Raw genomic sequence first — 18,358 nt, 5'->3', positions numbered from 1 at the left:
GGTCCCCTTCCAGTCGACTTCCCAGCCGAGGTCATTTTCGGCATTAGGGCCTCCGTTGAGGGCGACCTTCTCGGTGGCGCGGAGCCATATCAGTGCGAGGTCCAGGTTCAGGGCATCGGTGAGGTCGGTGTTGCCTTCGACCTTGAGGTAGCTGGTGTTGGCGATGCCGCTGTGGGTGACGCCGGCCGCGGTCACGGCCCTGTAGTCGTAGACGTAGGCGAAGTACTTGGTCGGGCTCAGGCTGGTGACGAACATATTGAATTCATCAGGGTCGTCATCAGGGTCGATACCGGAGCCCTGGGCCCATTCGACGTCCAGGTTTACGTTCTGCAGGTCCATGTTGGCGCCCACCATGTAGGCCCAGCCGCCGAAGTCAATGTCAGTCTCAGTGCCAAAAATATCCTGCACGCTGCCCGTCTGGAACTCCACGTCGGCCCTCAGCTTGGCCGGGCCCACCGTGGTGTCGCCCCGGAGGCCTATGTTGTAAAGGTCGGTCACGTCGTTCTGAACAGGCAGAACACCAAGCACGTTCAGAGTGCCCGTGTTATCATGCACCCAGGTCACGTCGAGGCTGGCGTTGAACATCTCGCTGTTGTAAGCGCCCACCAGGACGTAGGCGTCGGCGTCGTTGGAGGCTCCACCCTCATTGAACTTGGCGTCGAGCAGAGTGAGGTGGATATTGTCCATGCCCTTGAAAAGGACGATGGCGTCGTCGCCGAACAGGGAGTGGTCGAAGAAGAGCTTGTTGCCCAGGTAAAGCGGCATGTGCCCGATCTTCACGCCCACCAGCTCCGGCGTCCACTGTATCCAGCCCTGAAGCAGGTTCAGCTCGCCCCTCTTGGCGTTACCCTGCTGGTAAACACCCTTGGCGCCGGTGTCAGGGCTGCCCCAGGTGTAGGTGGTGGCAGTAGGGCCGTTGGTAAGCTCCAGCTCCACCAGGCCCTCGAGGTTCTCGGAGAGCTTGGCGTCGGTGCTCAGGCGGATACGCTCGTCGTAGGCGGAGAAGTGGTCCTTGACGTCGTCATTGAAATCCAAGTTATCCCTGTACTCGCCCCGGACCCGGATGCTTCCGCCCAGGGTTATCTGCGTCTGGCCCACGGCCACGGCGGCCTGGGTCTCGGCGGGTATCTCGGCGTGGATGGCATAGGCCTGAACGCCGAGCCCCAAAACGAAAAGGATGCTAAGAGCTAATACGAAGAATCTCTTCAATGTCCTAACCCTCCTTTTGAGTTAGCGGGCCTTGCATGCCCTGTCTCGTATGATTGCCTCCGCAAAGGGCGGAGGCTGCTTTCACTTTGCGGCCGGCGGCGCCGGCGCCCCTCGCTTGCTTTATCACCTCCCCTTTGTGATGTCTCCCTCCAACGGAGGTTGATAATAAAATAAACGGTTAAAAAGCGTAACTCTCTTACGGCTTAAATTGTTTATGTTTTTATCATTTCCGCCTGTTTTTGTCAAGTGGTTTCTCGGTATTTGCAAAAACGACACCGCCTGGGGCAAAAGAGCCGCATCCTCGAAATTGCGCGTCCTTATGCCAAAAACGGACACCCTCCCGGGAGTGCGCCCGTTTTGCCGTTGCATCCCCGCACCAGGGACGCCCCTGCGCTCCGTCCGCATTGCCCCCTAGAAGGCCACCCCGGCCTCGATGAAGGGGCCCGAGAACTCAAGGTCCGCCTCTATGTTGCTCTGCTCGATGTCGACGCTCTCGTAGCGGTACCCCCCGGCCACGAACAGCGGCCCCATGGGCTTGACCTTCACCCTGCCGATGAGGTCCCAGTACGAGTCGCCGTCGTAGGCGATGGCCCTGAGCTCCCCCTCCACGGAGAACAGGTCCACGGGGTTTACCTGCACCCCGGCGTAGACCATGGGCACCACGAGCGAGGTCTCCGCGGAGGCGGACGTTCCCGTGGTGGGCTGGTCCACCTCGGCCTTCAGGTCCAGAAAGCGCACGTTCAGGCCCAGCTCGGCCCCGAGCTTCCCCATGCTGAGCGTATCGAGGAAGGGGATGTCGTAGTAAAGCGCCACGTCGTAGTGGTTCAGCGTCACCTCGCTCTTGAAGGGAACGCTGGCGTTGAAGGTCCGGCCCTTGAAGTCGAAGGAGACGTTCTTCGAGCCCGTGCCGTCGAACTTCATGGGGGTGGCCATGACGTAGACGTTGGGAAGGATAAGGGGCAGCTCGAGCTTGGCCCGGCCATAGACCTGAAACTCCGAGTCGTACCCCGCATCACTCTCCACGTCGACCCTGTCGCTTACGACGGTGGACTGCGAGGCGACGTAGCCCGAGGGGTCCTGGTAGGCGCCCCCCACCGCCACCTCCAGCCCCACGCCCATGAGCGCGTAGGCGGGCACGGCCAGAAAAACCAGCAAAACAGCCGTTACGGCTGCCAGTGTGCGCATAGTCTTCCTCCTTTCCTGTGAAGATGGCCCCTTCCGGGGACTTGACGAATATACTATGCCTCCCGTGCGTATGCAAGGGGTCAAATCACCAAAACACTCGCAAGGGGGACTGGCGCACTCGTAAGGGGGACGGACGCACTCGTAAGGGGGACGAACGTCCCCCTTACGTATCCCCCCCGGAAAGACAAAGACCGGCGGAATGGATGCCCGCCTTCGCGGGGGTGACGAAAAGGCGCGGAGGTGACGACCTTCAGGCACCTGCCGCGTGAAGCATCGTTGTGCATGAGGGCCGGATGCGCTTCCGGCGGCGGCGGGGAGCTTTCAACGGGTTGCGGGCATCCTGTAAAATGGGGAGTCAGGCATGAAGACAATCCACCGCTCCATCTTCGGGGAACTCCTCGGCACCTTCGCCATCGGGCTCTTCGCCCTGAACGTGGTCCTCATGGCGGAGAGGGTCTTCCGCCTGATGCGGTCCCTCTCGGCGGTGGGGGCTCCCCTGGCGGAGACGGCCCGCATCGTGCTCTATCTCCAGCCCCAGCTCGCCGTGGTCAGCACGCCCATGGCCTTGCTTCTGGCGGTGCTCCTCACCTACGGCAGGCTCAACGCCGAGAGCGAGCTGGTGGTCTTGCGGGCAAGCGGGATGTCCTTCCGCTCCATCTCCCGGCCGGTCTTCGCCCTGGGCGCGCTGGCCTTCCTCGCCTCCGGCGCGATGAGCTTCTTCGTGGCGCCGGCGGCCTCCCAGAGGCTGAGGGCCATGCTCGAGGAGCTCATCACACAGAGGGCGCATTACGCCATCGAGGAAGGCATCTTCAACGACGACTTCAAGGACGTCATCATCTACACCCGCAGAAAGCCCGCCCCCGACGCCTTCGAGGGCGTCTTCATATACGACCGGAGAAAGCCCGGGCGGCCCATCGTCGTCTACGCCCGGGAAGGGCGGGTCCTCAAGGGAAGCGCCGAGGGCATCACCTTCCGCCTCACAGACGGGCACATCCACATGGTAAGCGGCCAGAGGGTGACGGACCTCTCCTTCGGGAGCTACGACCTTCTGGTGCCTGTGGCGATACATAACCCCACCCGCCTCTATAACGAGCTGACCCCGGCCGGCCTCCTCCGGGAGGCCCGGGGCAAGAAGGGCAGAAGCAGGGTGAAGCTGCTCCTTGAGTTTCACCGCAGGCTGAGCCTGCCCGCCCTGTGCCTTCTGCTCATGCTCTTCGCCCCGCCCCTGGCCATGCGCTCCGGCAGGACGGGCCGCATGGGAGGGCTGGTGACGGGCTTCCTGGTCTTCGCGGCTTACTACGCCGCGGTCCTGTACGGGGAGAACCTTGCCCTCTCGGGACATCTGCCGGTCTGGGCGGCGGCCTGGATGCCCGCCGCGGCGCTGGGAACGGCGGCCCTTCTGGTGTTTCGCCGGGAGGAGAAGAAATGAAGATAGTCAAGCGCTACTTCCTCAAGGAGTTCCTCAAGCTCTTCGCGGTCACCTCCGTGGGGCTGGGCCTTCTGCTGAGCCTCTTCGACCTCATAAAGAGAATCGGCTCCCTGATGCCCCACGGCCCCTCCCTCGGGCAGCTGGCGCTTCACGTGGCCCTGAGCTTCCCCCGCTTCTTCCTCGCCCTCATGCCCATGGCCGCCCTGCTTTGCAGCCTCTACGCCGTGAGCCAGGCCGCCCGGGCCAAGGAGACGGTGGCCGTCATGGCCTCGGGGGGAAGGCTCAGGGACCTCCTGGCCCCCTTCGTCGCGGCGGGCCTTCTGCTGAGCCTCCTGGGGTTTGCCGTCGGGGAGTTTGTAGTGCCGGCAAGCTCGCTCCGGGCGCAGGCCCTGGAAAACGCCATCATGGGCCGCTCCACCGTGCCTTCCATCTCCATGGACGGGATGATGTGGCTCAGGGCCGAGGACGGCTCCGTGGTGAAGATGGATTTGTACGTGCCGGAGGACGACACCTTCCGGGGGATGGAGATATTCCGCATCGGCGGGACGGGGAGGCTGGACGAGATAATCCAGGCCGACCAAGCCCGCTACCTGCCCTCCGAGGGCGCCTGGCTCCTCAGTGAGGTCAGGCTCTACGACACGCGGACGGGAGAGGTCCGCCACGCGCGCACCTACCGCTACAGCCGCCTGGCGGCCCCGAGCCTCTTCACCCGCCAGATAGAGAAACCCTACGAGCTGGGCTTCTTCGAGCTCAAGCGCTACCTGGCAAGGCTCGAGAAAGCGGGCTTCCGGAACCTCAAGCTCTCCGTGGAGCTGTACTCCAAGGTCTCCTATCCGCTGGTGAGCCTGTTCATGGTGGTGCTGGGGGTCTCCATATCCCTGAGGAAGTCCCTGAGGGGGCTGGTGGCCACGGCCCTGGGCATCGTGGTGAGCCTGCTTTACTGGCTGGGCTACACCCTGGCGCTCACGCTGGGTTACGCCGGGGTGCTTCCCCCGATGGCGGCCGTCTGGCTGGCGCCCCTTCTGTTCGGGGCCCTGGCCGCCTACCTCTACGCCACCATCCCGGAATAAGAGGCCCTACCGGCATTATCCGGAGAAGAGGCCCTACCGGCCCCGGGCCGCCTCTTTCATGATGGCCACGCCCGAGGAGGTGCCGATGCGCGCGGCCCCGGCCCGGACCATGGAAAGAAGGTCCGCGAGGGTCTTTATCCCCCCGGCGGCCTTCACCCCGGCCCGCCCGCCCACGGCCTCCCTCAAGAGGCCCACGTCCTCCACCCTGGCCCCCCAGGGGCCGAAGCCCGTGGAGGTCTTCACAAACTCCGCCCCCGCCTCCACGGCGGCCCGGGCCGCCCGCACCTTCTCCTCGTCGGAAAGAAGTGCGCACTCCAGGATGACCTTGTGCGTCAGTTCCGGCGTGGCCAGGACCACATCGGCCATGTCCCTTTGCACCGCCTCCCAGCGCCCCTCCCGGGCCGCTCCGACCTTCATCACCATGTCCAGCTCGTCCGCCCCCTCCAGGGCGGCCTGCATGGCCTCGTAGACCTTCACCGGGGTGAGGTTCATCCCCAGGGGAAAGCCCACCACGGTGGCCACCCGCACGGGGCTTTCCCCGAGGAGGCCCCTGGCCAGGGAGACGTGGACGGGATGGACACAGACGGCGAAAAAGCCGTACTCGCGGGCCTCCGCGCAGAGGGTGCGGACGTCCCGCTCCCCTGCCCCCGGCCGAAGCAGGGTGTGCTCGATAAGCGCGGCCAGCTCCCCGGGCTCCATGCTCAATCCCGGGAAAGACGGTACTCGGCGTACCGCCGTCTCAAAAGAAGCGTGGTCTCTCCCACCGGATAGGCCCTCTGGCCCACCTGTCCCACGGGCATCGCCTCCATGGAGGTATTGGTGAGGAAGACCTCCTCCGCCCCGTGGATGTCCTCCTCCCGGAAGACTCCCTCTTCCACCGGGATGCCCTCCCCGCGGGCAAGTTCAAGGACGAGCCCCCTGGTGATGCCGTCCAGGAGGCCGCAGTCCACAGCCGGGGTGCAGAGCCGTCCGTCCCGGAGGAAGAAGACGTTGCTCACCGTGCACTCGGTAAGCTCGCCCCTGTGGTTGAGCATCAGGGCCTCGAAGGCCCCCGCCTGGAGGGCCTCGCGCTTGGCCAGGATGTTGTTGAGGAAATTCAGGGACTTTATCCGGGGGTCCAGGGCCTCCTTGAGGTTGCGCCGCACCCGGGGGACGACCACCCGGACCCCCTCCCGGTAATACTCTTCGGGATAGGGTTTGAAGGGCCGGGCCATGACCAGAAAGGTGGGCTCTCGACAGAGCGCGGGGTCAAGCCCCAAGGGGCCCGGCCCCCGGGAGACGGTGACCCGTATGGAGGCCTCTTGGAGGCCGTTTGCAGCGAGGGTCTCACGGACCGCCTCCCCGATGCCGGCCTCGTCGCGGGGAAGCCCCAGGCCTATCATGTCGGCGGAGCGCTTGAGCCTCAGAAGATGCCTCTCCATGAGAAAGACCTTCCCGCCATAGGCCCTCATGGTCTCGTACACGCCGTCGCCGTAGAGGAACCCGTGGTCGAAAACACTCACCCGGGCCTCCTCCTCCGGCACCAGCCCGTCGCCCAGGAAGACGCGCATGCAGGCATTATAGCAAGTTGCACCGGCGGGGCGAATCCCGTTACCATGGGCCATGCGGAAAGGCGACCTCATCGTGCTTCTCCATGCCCACCTGCCCTTCGTCAAGCACCCCGAGCACGAGTACGCGCTGGAGGAGGCCTGGCTGTACGAGGCCTGCCTGGAGTGCTACCTCCCTCTGGTGCGGATGCTCCGGGGGCTTGCCCGGGAGGGCATCCGCTGCCCCTTCACCCTGTCGGTGAGCCCCACGCTCCTTGAGATGCTCGCCGACCCCCTCCTCAGGCGCCGCCTGCTGAGGCACCTGGATAACGTCACGGCCTTGGCCGAAAGGGAAGCCGCCCGCCTCACATCGGACCCTGTCCTGGGCGCGCTGGCCCTCATGTACGCCCGGCGGAGCGCGGACCTCAGGGACTTCCACCTGAAGGAGCTTCACGGAGACCTCCTCAGCGCCCTGGCCGAGACGGCCCCCCGGGCCGGAGTGGAGCTCATCACCACCTGCGCCACCCATGCCTTCCTCCCCGCCCTCGCCCCCTTGCCCGAAGCGGTGCGGGCCCAGGTGCGCCTGGGACAAGAGGCCTTGAGGCGGCGCCTTGGGGTAGAGCCCCGGGGCCTCTGGCTCCCGGAGTGCGGGTATTACGACGGCCTCGACGCCCTGCTGGCCGAGGCGGGGGTGGAGTATTTCTTCTTGGAATCCCACGGCCTTCTTCACGCCCGGCCCCGCCCCCGCTACGGCGTGCACTATCCGGTGCGGACCCCGGCCGGCCCGGTGGCCTTCGCCCGGGACGCGGAGGCGGCCCGGCGGGTCTGGTGCGCCCGAAGCGGCTACCCCGGACATCCGGCCTACAGGGAGTTTCACCGCGACCTGGGCTTCGAGCTTCCCGTGGAGGAGCTGGGGGAGGCCTTCGCCCCGGGCGGCGCCCGCGCCCCCACGGGCATCAAGTACTACCGGGTAACCGGGGGCTCGGGGGCCAAGGAGCCCTATGAGCCGGACGCGGCCCTCGCGAAGGCCCGGGAGGACGCGGAGGACTTCATCCGGATGCTCGCCCAAAGAGTAGGCCTCCTCGGGGAGGCGGCCCGTCGTGCGGGCGCCCCCTTCGAGCCCCTGGTGGTGGCCGCCTACGACGCGGAGCTCTTCGGGCACTGGTGGTACGAAGGGCTCCACTGGCTTGAGCACCTCTTCCGGGGCCTGCACGGACGGCGAGACATCCGTGCCGTCACCCCGGGGGAGTATCTCCGCACGAGGGGCGGCCTCGAGACGGCCGCCCCGGCACTGTCGAGCTGGGGCGAAGGGGGATACGGCGGCGCCTGGGTGGACCCGGCAAACGACTGGGCCATCCCGCGCATCCACCGGGCATGGATGTCATGGGAGAGGCTCGCCTCCGTGAGGCTGGCCTCCGTGAGGCTCGCCGCCCGCACGGAGGCGGGCGGCACGGAGCACAAGCGGCTTCTGGCCCAGGCCCTCCGCGAAGCACTCCTCTCCCAGGGGAGCGACTGGCCCTTCCACATGAAGAAGGAGACCGCGGCTCCCTATGCCGAACGGAGGGTGCGGGAGCACCTTCAAAACTTCGCGCGGATTGAGGAGATGGCCGACGCGGGCAAGGTGGACGGGGACCGGCTCGGGGAGCTTGAGGAACGGGACTCCCTCTTCCCCTGGCTTACTCCCGAGACTATTCCAGGAGCCTGTCGAAGGAGTAGTTCCTCAGGAAGTTCAAAAACTCGTCCACGGCATAGGAGGTGACCGTATTTTTGTTGAAGACGAGCGAGAAGTCCCGGAGCATCCTGCCTTCCTTGAACTTCACGGGCTTGATGGTGCCGTAGCGGTTCTCCCTCCTGACGGCCCATTTGCTCACGATGGATATCCCCGTGCCGTCCTCCACGGCCTGCTTGATGGCCTCGGTGCTGCCCAGGATGGTGGTGATGTTCATGTTCTGCGTCCCGATTCCCCGTTTGCTCAGGTGCTGCTCGATGACCTGGCGCGTGCCGGAGCCCTCCTCGCGGAAGATAAGGGGCTCCTTGATGATGTCCAGCATGGAGACCTCCTTGCGCTTCGCCCAGGGGTGCATGGACGGCACGATGAGGGTGAGCTCGTCGGAGAGGAACTTCTCGGTGATGATTTTGTACTTGGTGGCCTCGCCCTCCACGAGGCCGAGGTCCAGGTTGCCGGCGTTCAGAAGCTCCACCACCCGCCTGGTGTTGCCCACCAGGAGGTGGATCTTTATCTTCGGGTTCTTCCGCTTGAAGTCCGAGAGCACCGAGGGGAGGACGTAGTTTCCGATGGTGGTGCTGGCCCCGATGCTGATGGAGCCCTTGACCAGGCCGGTGAGCTCTCCGATGTCCTTCTCCGCCTGGGCGTACAGGGTGAGGATCTCCTTGGCGTACTTGTAGAGGATTTCCCCCGAGGGCGTCAGCGTGACGGTGGAGCTGGAGCGGTCGAAGAGCTTCGTCTCGTAGGTGTCCTCCAGGGCCTGTATCTGAAGGCTCACCGCCGGTTGCGTCAGATGGATGATCTCCGAGGCCTTCGAGAAGCTCCTGGTCTCGGCCACGGTGCAGAAGACGCGGAGCTTATGGTCTTCCATACCCATAACTGAAATTAATTTTAAAATAAGGAATCGAAATAATTCAAGGGCGCAAAACCTTACGGGACGAGGGTTTGCGCGGCACTTCACGAATAAGCGTTTCTGATGGCCTCCATAATCCCCTCCCCGGGGCTGCGCCCACCCGGGCTTCGGGGACGGCCCGAAGGGCATCGTCTTGACAAAGAATCCGGCCCCTGCTATGTTTGCCGCACGCATGGCGGAAAGGACACCCATACCGGCGGCCTCATGAGAAAGACCTGGGGATGCGTCTTTCTCTTCGCCCTCCTTCTGCTGCCCGCCGGCGTCCTGGCCGACGAGGTCCGGCTTCAAAACGGCGACGTGCTCACCGGCACGGTACTGCGCACCGAGGACGGCGTCCTCCTGGTCCGCACGGACTACGCGGCCAAGCCCGTCAGGGTCAAGATGGACCGCATCGCGGGCCTGAGCACGGAGGAAGCCGTGGAGCTTCACCTGCTGAGCGGCGAAGTCCTCAAGGGCCGCCTCCGCACCGACCAGGAGGGCCGCATCCACGTCGAGCCCTCCGCAGCCCGGGAGGCCGCCGTTATACGCTGGCAGGAGGTGCAGGAGGTCAACCCCCCGCCCAGCAAGTGGACGGGCAATATCCACTTCGGAGGGAACTACCAGACGGGAAACACGGAGCTTTTGAACGCCTCCTTCGGCGCGCAGGCCGCGCGCCAGAGCAAGACAGACCGCTTCTCCATGCGGTTCCTTTACAACTACGCCGAGGAGGACGGCGACCTCACCGCGAGAAACGCGTACGGGGCGCTCAAGTACGACTATTTCTTCACGAAAAAACTCTACGGATTCCTGAGCCTGGAGATGCTGAACGACACCTTCAAGGACATCAACCTTCGCACCGCCGTGGGCCCCGGCGCGGGGTATCAGCTCCGTGAAGACGACCTCGACCTGGCCCTGGAGCTGGGCGTGACCTACTTCTCCGAGGACCGCCAGAGGGCCCCGGACGACCGGTGGTTCACCGGACGCGTCTCGGCCATCCTGGGCTGGCTCATCACCCAGAGCATCCGCTTCGAGGACGTCCTCATCGTTTACCCGGAATTCCAGGAGCTGGGCGAATTTCAGCTCCGTAACGACGCCTCGGTCAACACCACCCTCTTTGCCAACTGGTCCCTCAGGCTGGGCAACATCCTCCAGTACGACAGCAGCCCCGGCTCCCCGGGCGTGAAGAAGACCGACTCCACCTGGGTGCTGGCCCTGCAGTACAATTTCTGACGTAATCGCGGAGCGCCGCCGCCCTGCCGCCGTTTTTTCCGATATCCACCGTAATTTCTGTCACGTGCCGGGTTCGCTTTTCTCCGGTCTTCTCCTGTATACTTTTTTGACTGACTTCGCCCGGAGGGAAAAACTCGGCGTGCCCCCCTGCCAAAAGACGATGTCTCCGCCTCTGCCGGCCTTTCTCCGCGTCCCCTTCTGCCTTGTCCTCCTTCTCATGATGGCGGCCTCCCCGTGCCTGGCCCTGGAGGTGGCCGGTGTCCGGCTTCCCGAGACGGTGAAGGTGGGCCCCACGGAGCTCGTCCTGAACGGGGCGGGCGTGAAGAGGAAGTTCTGGATCGACCTCTATGTCTGCGCCCTGTATCTGCCCGAAAAGCACTCGGCCACGGGCGAAATCCTCTCCACGCCGGGCGCCAAGCGTCTGGTGCTGCGCTTCACCTATGGGAATGTCGGGGCCGAGAGGCTCAGGGGCTACTGGCTCCGGGGGTTTCAAAAGAAGCTGAGCCCGCAGGAGTTCGCCCGGATAAGGGGGCGGCTCACCCATCTGGCCGACAGCCTTCGCGCCGTACGCAAAGGAGACGTCCTGGGGCTGGATTATCTCCCTCCCCTGGGCACCCAGGTGTGGTTGAACGACCAGGTGCTGGCCACCGTGAAGGGCGAGGACTTCTACCGGGCGGTCCTCAAGGTCTGGCTGGATGACCTCACCGGGGCCAGGGGCTGAAGAGGACAATCCCCGACACATCCCTGAAGAGACGGGCCGCCGCGCCCATGCCTCCGGCAGGCCCCTCCGCCGCCCTGCTATAATCAACCCCTGATGGCTGAGCGGGACCGCATCGCGCGTGCGGCCGGCCTCATGTCGGCGGCCACCATGATAAGCCGCGTTCTGGGGTACGCCCGGGACATGGTGCTGGCCTATTTCCTGGGGGCCTCGGGTGTTTCGGACGCCTTTTTCCTGGCCTTCCGCATACCCAACCTCTTGAGGGAGCTCTTTGCCGAGGGCTCCACGGCCTCGGCGGTCATCCCCGTGCTTACGGAGTACCAGGGACGCGACCCCGATGAGGCCAGACGCCTGGTGCAGGCCACCCTGGGGTTCGTGCTCGTCGTGGTGGGGGCGGTCTCCGCCCTGGGCGTCCTGTTCGCCCCCCAGGTGGTCGCCGTCATCGCCAGCGGCTTTAAGGACCCCTCGAAGATCTCCCTCACCGTCACCCTCACCCGGGTCATGTTCCCCTTCCTGCTTTTCGTCAGCCTGGCCTCGGCGGCCATGGGGGCGCTGAACGTCCGGAGGGTGTTTTTCCTTCCGGCGGTGGCCCCGGCGTTTCTGAACCTCTCCATCATCGCCAGCGTCCTGGCCTGGTCGGCCTGGGTGGGGCGGCCCGTGATGGGAGCCGCCCTGGGGGTCACCCTGGGGGGCCTCGCGCAGTTCCTCGTCCAGACACCGGCGATGAGGCGTGAGGGCTACCGCCTCAGGCCCGTCCTGGACCTCCGCCACCCGGGGCTTACCAGGATTCTCAGGCTCGTCCTTCCGGTGACGGTGGGGGTTTCCATCTCGCAGCTTTACATCCTGGCGGCAAGCATCATCGCCTCCTTTCTGCCCGCGGGCAGCATTACCTACCTGTTTTACTCCATGCGCCTCATCCAGTTCCCCATCGGGGTCTTCGGGGTGGCCATGGGCATGGCCGTGCTTCCCTCCCTTTCCGAGCACGCCAGGAAGGGCGACATGTGGAGCGTGCGGGAGGACTTCTCTTTCTCCCTCCGGCTCCTTTTCTTCATCACCGTGCCGGCCATGGCCGGCCTCATCGCCCTGAGGGAGCCCATCGTCAACCTCCTTTTCCAGCGGGGGGACTGGGACTACCAGGCCACGGCGGGCACCGCCCGGGCCCTCCTTTACTATTCCATGGGCATCTGGGCCGTGGTGGGCGTGCGGGTGGTGACCAGCACCTTCTACTCCCTTCAGGACACCAAGACCCCGGCGAAGGTGGCCGCCCTGGGGCTTGCCGCAAATATCGCCCTGTGCCTGGCCCTCATGGGCCCCATGCTCCATGCCGGGCTTGCCCTGGCCCACGCCCTGGCGGCGACGTTGAACTTCGGCGTCCTTTTGTATCTCCTCAGGCGGCGGCTGGGGAGCATCCGCGCCCGGGCAATAGGGGCGGCCCTGCTCAAGGCGGCCCTGGCCTCGGCGGTCATGGGAGCCCTGGCCCGGTGGCTTCTCCGGGGAGACATCTGGCAGGGCTCGGGCCAGGCGGCCCTGAAGGCGGGCCTCCTCACCGGGGTCATCGCCCTCTCCCTGGCGGTCTACGCGGGGGCCTCCCGGCTTCTGAGGAACGAGGAGCTGGCATTTATGATAGAGTTACTGAAACGGCGGCTTGGAAGAAGAAAGGAGCCGACGCCATGATCATACGGAGCATGCCCGTGGGACCGCTGGAGAGCAACGCCTACGTGGTGGCCGACCGCGAGGGCGGAAGCGCCATGGTCGTGGACCCGGGGGACGAGCCGGACCGCGTCCTGGAGCTGACCGAAGGGTTCGCCGTCACCCACATCGTCCTTACCCACGCCCATTTCGACCACGTGGGGGCCGTGGCGGAGGTAAAGGAGGCCACGGGGGCCGCGGTGGCCCTGCATGAGGCCGAGCGGGAGGTCTATGAGGCCGCCCGGGACCAGGGCGCCTTCTGGGGGTACGCAATCCCGCCCCTTCCGGACCCGGATATTTTTCTCAAGGACGGCGACGCCCTCAAGGTCGGCTCCCTCACCATGGAGGTCCTGCACACCCCGGGGCACAGCCCCGGGAGCATCAGCCTGAAGGTGGACGGGGCGGTCCTCACGGGGGACACCCTTTTCGCCGGCTCGGTGGGGCGGACGGACTTCCCCGGGGGAAGCCTCGAGATGATGGCCTCCTCCTTCCGCCGGCTGATGGCCCTCCCCGATGAGACCGTCGTCCTCCCGGGCCACGGTCCGGGCAGCACTATCGGGCAGGAGAAGACCCGGAACGTCTTCGCCCGCGAGTTCCTGAGCTGAGGCATCAGCCATAACTGCCTGATATATTGATATATTTGTAGCGCTGGAACGCTTAGGCGCGGTGCCCCATGGGCTTGCATGCAGGTGCATTGGCCCGAAAAACCTTCTTTTCCGCTTCTTTGGGCTCGCTGGAAGGTTCAGCGGGCCCTGGAGGGCGTTTCTTCCCTTTGACGAGGGCCCCCGGTATGTTATTAAATAATATTAGGAGAGGGGAAAAAGGCCTTGACATGTTGGCTTTATAGGTGGTATTGTTAAGGTCCCATTGAAGTGTTCTTTGAAATCTCTGCGATGCCTCGGGGTCCACGAGAGCCGAGGGAACGTTCGCGGAAAGGGAGCTTTGGTACGCATGTAGAGGACAGGCCTCCGGCCCGTTCCGGGGGGTAGCTCTCGCAGGCGTCTGGGCACCCACTTGTTGGTGAGCCTCTGAGAGTAAAATTCTGAGAGTTTGATCCTGGCTCAGAACGAACGCTGGCGGCGTGCTTAACACATGCAAGTCGAACGGGGTCATGTTTGGAAGCCGGTTTCGGCCGGTGGACGGACATGACCGAGTGGCGAACGGGTGCGTAACACGTAGGTAACCTGCCCCTGGGAGGGGGATAACCTCGGGAAACCGGGGCTAATACCCCATGAGACCACGGACTGGGACGTTTGTGGTCAAAGGCTCCGGCGCCCAGGGATGGGCCTGCGGCCTATCAGGTAGTTGGTGGGGTAAAGGCCCACCAAGCCCGAGACGGGTAGCCGGTCTGAGAGGATGGTCGGCCACACTGGGACTGAGACACGGCCCAGACTCCTACGGGAGGCAGCAGTGGGGAATCTTGCGCAATGGGGGCAACCCTGACGCAGCGACGCCGCGTGGAGGACGAAGGCCTTCGGGTTGTAAACTCCTTTTCCGGGGGAAGATAATGACGGTACCCCGGGAATAAGCCACGGCTAACTCTGTGCCAGCAGCCGCGGTAAGACAGAGGTGGCAAGCGTTGTTCGGAATTACTGGGCTTAAAGGGCGCGTAGGCGGCGGGGCAAGTCCAGGGTGGAAGCCCACGGCTCAACCGTGGGATGGCCCTGGAAACTGCTCTGCTTGAGTCAGCGAGGGGAGGGCGGAATTCCTGGTGTAGCAGTGAAATGCGTAGATATCAGGAGGAAGGCCGGTGGCGAAGGCGGCCCTCTGGCGCTAGACTGACGCTGAGGCGCGAAAGCGTGGGGAGCAAACAGGATTAGATAAGGTTGAAACTCAAAGGAATTGACGGGGGCCCGCACAAGCGGTGGAGCATGTGGTTTAATTCGACGCAACGCGAAGAACCTTACCTGGGCTTGACATGCTGGTGGTAGGAACCCGAAAGGGGGACGACCTTCCTTCGGGAAGGAGCCAGCACAGGTGCTGCATGGCTGTCGTCAGCTCGTGCCGTGAGGTGTTGGGTTAAGTCCCGCAACGAGCGCAACCCCTATCCTCTGTTGCCCTTCGGGGCTCTCTGAGGAAACTGCCGGCGACGAGCTGGAGGAAGGTGGGGACGACGTCAAGTCATCATGGCCCTTATGTCCAGGGCGACACACGTGCTACAATGGCCGCTACAGAGGGCAGCAAAGCCGCGAGGTGGAGCCAATCCCTAAAAGCGGTCTCAGTTGGGATCGGAGTCTGCAACTCGACTCCGTGAACGTGGAATCGCTAGTAATCGCGGATCAGCCATGCCGCGGTGAATACGTTCCCGGGCCTTGTACACACCGCCCGTCACACCACGAAAGTCGGCTGTACCCGAAGACGGTGGCCCAACCCTCACGGGAGGGAGCCGTCGAAGGTGTGGTCGGTAATTGGGGTGAAGTCGTAACAAGGTAGCCGTAGGGGAACCTGCGGCTGGATCACCTCCTTTCTAAGGAGCCAAAAGCTCTCCAAAAGAGCTTAAGGCGAAAAAATACAGGGGCATGACCCCTGGACGAAGGGCTCGCTACGCACTTCTTAGTTCAATCCGCTAATGGGACTTGGGCCTCATGTGGGTTCCGTTCCGAATGGGCCTATAGCTCAGTCGGTCAGAGCGCGCGCCTGATAAGCGCGAGGTCAGTGGTTCAAATCCACTTAGGCCCACCATTTACGGGGGTGTAGCTCAGTTGGGAGAGCGCCTGCTTTGCAAGCAGGAGGTCATCGGTTCGATCCCGTTCACCTCCACTTTTGGCGGATGATGTACGTTCTTTGAAAACAGAGGAGAGAGAAACGGGTCAAGACAATAAGGGCGCATGGTGGATGCCTTGGCATCGGAGAGCGAGGAAGGACGCGGCAGGCTGCGAAAAGCCGCGGGGAGCTGCGAGCAAGCGTAGATCCGCGGATGTCCGAATGGGGAAACCCGGCCGGGGGAAAGCCCGGTCATCGCACGGTGAACACATAGCCGTGCGAGGCGAACCCGGGGAAGTGAAACATCTCAGTACCCGGAGGAAGAGAAATCAAACGAGATTCCCTCAGTAGCGGCGAGCGAAGGGGGAAGAGCCCAAACCGGGCGTTCGCAAGAGCGTTCGGGGTTGCAGGACCGCGCAAGTAGCACTCGGGGCGTTTAGCCGAAGGGGGCTGGAAAGCCCTCCCGGAGAAGGTGAGAGGCCTGTAGGCGAAAGGCGTTCCGTAGCGAAGCGGTATCCTGAGTACCACGGGGCACGTGGAACCTTGTGGGAAGCAGGGGGGACCACCCTCCAAGGCTAAATATCTTCCGATGACCGATAGTGAACGAGTACCGTGAGGGAAAGGTGAAAAGAACCCCGGTGAGGGGAGTGAAAGAGAACCTGAAACCGTGTGCCTACAAGCAGTGGGAGCCTGGGGCCTTCGGGCGCCGGGTGACCGCGTGCCTTTTGATTAATGAGCCGGCGAGTTACCGGCCGTGGCGAGGTTAAGTCCTTCAGGGACGGAGCCGCAGGGAAACCGAGTCTGAACAGGGCGCGGAGTCGCGGTTGGTAGACCCGAAGCCAGGTGATCTACCCATGGTCAGGGTGAAGTGGGGGTAAAACCTCATGGAGGCCCGAACCGTTGTGTGTTGCAAAACGCTCGGATGAACTGTGGGTAGGGGTGAAAGGCCAATCAAACCTGGTGATAGCTGGTTCTCCCCGAAATGTATTTTGGTACAGCCTCGGCTGAAGCCCCGCGGGGGTAGGGCACTGGATGGGCTAGGGGGCGGCGACGCCTACCAAACCCAACCAAACCCCGAATACCGCGCGGGTGTTTGCCGGGAGTGAGACTGCGGGTGCTAAGATCCGTGGTCGAGAGGGAAACAACCCAGACCGTCAGTTAAGGTCCCCAAGACAGTGCTAAGTGGGAAAGGATGTGGTGTTGCGGAGACAGCCAGGATGTTGGCTTAGAAGCAGCCATCATTGAAAGAAAGCGTAATAGCTCACTGGTCGAGCGACACCGCGCCGAAAATTCAACGGGGCTCAAGCACTGCACCGAAACTGCGGATTTGTGTCGAAGGGGGTCTCCTCCTTTGACACGAGTGGTAGGGGAGCATTCCGTGGACCGTCGAAGGTGCGGCGCGAGCCGTGCTGGAGGGGACGGAAGAGAGTATGCCGGCATAAGTAGCGCAAATCCTGATGAAAAGTCAGGACGCCGTAAACCTAAGGTTTCCTGGGGAAGGTAAATCCGCCCAGGGTTAGTCGGGCCTAAGGCGAGGCCGAAAGGCGTAGCTGATGGACGGCAGGTTAATATTCCTGCACCATCTGCGGGACGTTTGACCGAAGGGGGGACGCAGGAGGATAGTCCGGGCCTGGTGCTGGTTCAGGTCCAAGCGTTCGAGGCCGCGGGGGAGGCAAATCCCCTCCGCGTAAGGCCGAGGCGTGATGGGGAAGGCCCTAAAAAGCCGAACCCGGATGATTCCACACTGACGAGAAAATCCTCGTAGGGAGTCCCGCGGGTGCCCGTACCGCAAACCGACACTGGTAGGTGGGTAGAAGATACCAAGGCGTTCGAGCGAACCCTCGCTAAGGAACTCGGCAAAATAACCCCGTAACTTCGGGAGAAGGGGTCCCTGGCTTCGGCCAGGGCGCAGTGAAGAGGCCCAGGCGACTGTTTACCAAAAACACAGGTGCTAAACGGCGGCCGTAACTATAACGGTCCTAAGGTAGCGAAATTCCTTGTCGGGTAAGTTCCGACCTGCACGAATGGCGTAACGATCTGGGCGCTGTCTCGGCGAGGGGCTCGGTGAACTTGAGATACCGGTGAAGACGCCGGTTACCCGCAGCTAGACGGAAAGACCCCGTGCACCTTTACTACAGCTTGGCATTGGGCTTTGGTGATGTATGTGTAGGATAGGTGGGAGGCACTGAAGCGGAGACGCTAGTTTCCGTGGAGCCAACCTTGAAATACCACCCTTACCTTACTGGGGCCCTAACCCGCCCCCGCTCAATCCGGGGGAGGGACAGTGCCTGGCGGGTAGTTTGACTGGGGCGGTCGCCTCCTGAAGAGTAACGGAGGCGTCCAAAGGTCTCCTCAGGCTGGACGGAAACCAGCCGTCGAGTGCAAAGGCATAAGGAGGCTTGACTGTGAGAGGGACACCTCGAGCAGGTGGGAAACCAGGGCTTAGTGATCCGGTGGTCCCGCGTGGAAGGGCCATCGCTCAACGGATAAAAGGTACGCCGGGGATAACAGGCTTATCGCGTCCAAGAGTTCATATCGACGACGCGGTTTGGCACCTCGATGTCGACTCATCGCATCCTGGGGCTGAAGCAGGTCCCAAGGGTTCGGCTGTTCGCCGATTAAAGCGGTACGAGAGTTGGGTTCAGAACGTCGTGAGACAGTTCGGTCCCTATCTGCTGTGGGCGTAGGAGATTTGAGGGGAGCTGTCCCTAGTACGAGAGGACCGGGACGGACAGACCTCTAGTGTTCCGGTTGTCGTGCCAGCGGCAACGCCGGGTAGCTATGTCTGGAGGGGATAAACGCTGAAAGCATCTAAGCGTGAAGCCCACCCCGAGACGAGATCTCCCGAACCGCAAGGTTCCTCAAGGTCCGTGGGAGACCACCACGTTGATAGGCTGGAGGTGAAAAGCCGTAAGGCCCAGCCGACCAGTACTAATCGACCGTGCGGCTTGACCCTCTCTTTCCCTCTGTTTTCATGGGAC

Annotated in this window: 12 protein-coding genes, 2 tRNA genes and 2 rRNA genes; 11 read left to right on the top strand and 5 right to left on the bottom strand. The window is 63.5% G+C overall.

Annotation, left to right across the window (positions count from 1 at the left end; translation table 11 throughout):
* Window positions 1-1,209 (bottom strand): hypothetical protein (locus P8Y39_09315; protein MEJ2192527.1); only part of this gene is annotated, 1,209 nt, incomplete at its 3' end.
* A gap of 411 nt (window positions 1,210-1,620) precedes the next feature.
* Entirely contained in the window at window positions 1,621-2,394 is a 774-nt protein-coding gene (locus tag P8Y39_09310; protein ID MEJ2192526.1) for a TIGR04219 family outer membrane beta-barrel protein, read from the bottom strand.
* A 361-nt stretch (window positions 2,395-2,755) separates the two neighbouring features.
* On the opposite strand from P8Y39_09310, the gene P8Y39_09305 reads away from it, so the two are divergent.
* Together P8Y39_09305 and P8Y39_09300 are read left to right on the top strand one after the other, a co-directional pair.
* The gene (locus tag P8Y39_09305) at window positions 2,756-3,823 is read left to right on the top strand and encodes an LptF/LptG family permease (protein MEJ2192525.1); all 1,068 of its coding nucleotides are present in this window, start codon (window positions 2,756-2,758) and stop codon (window positions 3,821-3,823) included.
* Window positions 3,820-4,893, top strand: coding sequence for an LptF/LptG family permease (locus P8Y39_09300; GenBank protein MEJ2192524.1), 1,074 nt, complete (start codon window positions 3,820-3,822; stop codon window positions 4,891-4,893). Before P8Y39_09305 ends, P8Y39_09300 begins: the two co-directional genes overlap by 4 nt.
* A 33-nt stretch (window positions 4,894-4,926) precedes the next feature.
* Here the strand turns inward: P8Y39_09300 and deoC are convergent, their stop codons facing one another.
* Entirely contained in the window at window positions 4,927-5,592 is a 666-nt protein-coding gene (gene deoC / locus P8Y39_09295; GenBank protein ID MEJ2192523.1) for a deoxyribose-phosphate aldolase, read from the bottom strand.
* A 2-nt stretch (window positions 5,593-5,594) separates the two neighbouring features.
* Window positions 5,595-6,443, bottom strand: coding sequence for an aminotransferase class IV (locus P8Y39_09290; protein MEJ2192522.1), 849 nt, complete (start codon window positions 6,441-6,443; stop codon window positions 5,595-5,597).
* A 52-nt stretch (window positions 6,444-6,495) separates the two neighbouring features.
* Between P8Y39_09290 and P8Y39_09285 the strand changes: the two genes are divergently transcribed.
* Window positions 6,496-8,178 (top strand): DUF1957 domain-containing protein, encoded by a 1,683-nt coding sequence (locus P8Y39_09285; protein ID MEJ2192521.1) that lies wholly within the window; start codon window positions 6,496-6,498, stop codon window positions 8,176-8,178.
* Here P8Y39_09285 and P8Y39_09280 read toward each other — a convergent pair.
* Window positions 8,108-9,016 (bottom strand): selenium metabolism-associated LysR family transcriptional regulator, encoded by a 909-nt coding sequence (locus tag P8Y39_09280; protein MEJ2192520.1) that lies wholly within the window; start codon window positions 9,014-9,016, stop codon window positions 8,108-8,110. The two genes, P8Y39_09285 and P8Y39_09280, sit on opposite strands and share 71 nt — an antisense overlap.
* 246 nt (window positions 9,017-9,262) lie before the next feature.
* Here P8Y39_09280 and P8Y39_09275 point away from each other — a divergent pair, with 246 nt between their 5' ends.
* From P8Y39_09275 to P8Y39_09240, 8 genes are all read left to right on the top strand, one after another.
* On the top strand, window positions 9,263-10,267 hold the full coding sequence (locus tag P8Y39_09275) for a DUF481 domain-containing protein (protein MEJ2192519.1): 1,005 nt from the start codon (window positions 9,263-9,265) through the stop codon (window positions 10,265-10,267).
* A 160-nt stretch (window positions 10,268-10,427) separates the two neighbouring features.
* A complete protein-coding gene (locus tag P8Y39_09270) occupies window positions 10,428-10,988 on the top strand; it encodes a chalcone isomerase family protein (GenBank protein MEJ2192518.1) in 561 nt (186 codons plus the stop codon).
* 93 nt (window positions 10,989-11,081) lie between these two features.
* A complete protein-coding gene (murJ, locus tag P8Y39_09265) occupies window positions 11,082-12,659 on the top strand; it encodes a murein biosynthesis integral membrane protein MurJ (GenBank protein ID MEJ2192517.1) in 1,578 nt (525 codons plus the stop codon).
* Window positions 12,656-13,279, top strand: a complete 624-nt coding sequence (locus P8Y39_09260) for an MBL fold metallo-hydrolase (protein ID MEJ2192516.1) — start codon at window positions 12,656-12,658, stop codon at window positions 13,277-13,279. The genes murJ and P8Y39_09260 overlap by 4 nt, the downstream gene beginning before the upstream one ends.
* Before the next feature lie 433 nt (window positions 13,280-13,712).
* Window positions 13,713-15,141, top strand: a 16S ribosomal RNA gene (locus tag P8Y39_09255).
* Between the two features lie 138 nt (window positions 15,142-15,279).
* Window positions 15,280-15,356 (top strand) — tRNA-Ile (locus tag P8Y39_09250).
* A 5-nt stretch (window positions 15,357-15,361) separates the two neighbouring features.
* A tRNA-Ala gene (locus P8Y39_09245) sits at window positions 15,362-15,434 on the top strand.
* A gap of 48 nt (window positions 15,435-15,482) precedes the next feature.
* Window positions 15,483-18,333 (top strand): 23S ribosomal RNA (locus P8Y39_09240).
* Together the 16S and 23S rRNA genes with 2 tRNA genes alongside form the textbook arrangement of a ribosomal RNA operon.
* The last annotated feature ends 25 nt before the right edge of the window (window positions 18,334-18,358 follow it).

It is taken from the genome of Nitrospirota bacterium (genome assembly GCA_037386965.1).
In the GTDB taxonomy this organism is placed as follows: domain Bacteria; phylum Nitrospirota; class Thermodesulfovibrionia; order Thermodesulfovibrionales; family JdFR-86; genus JARRLN01.
The sequence above is the reverse complement of the archived record's forward strand: the minus strand, read 5'-3'. Positions and strand labels throughout refer to the sequence as shown.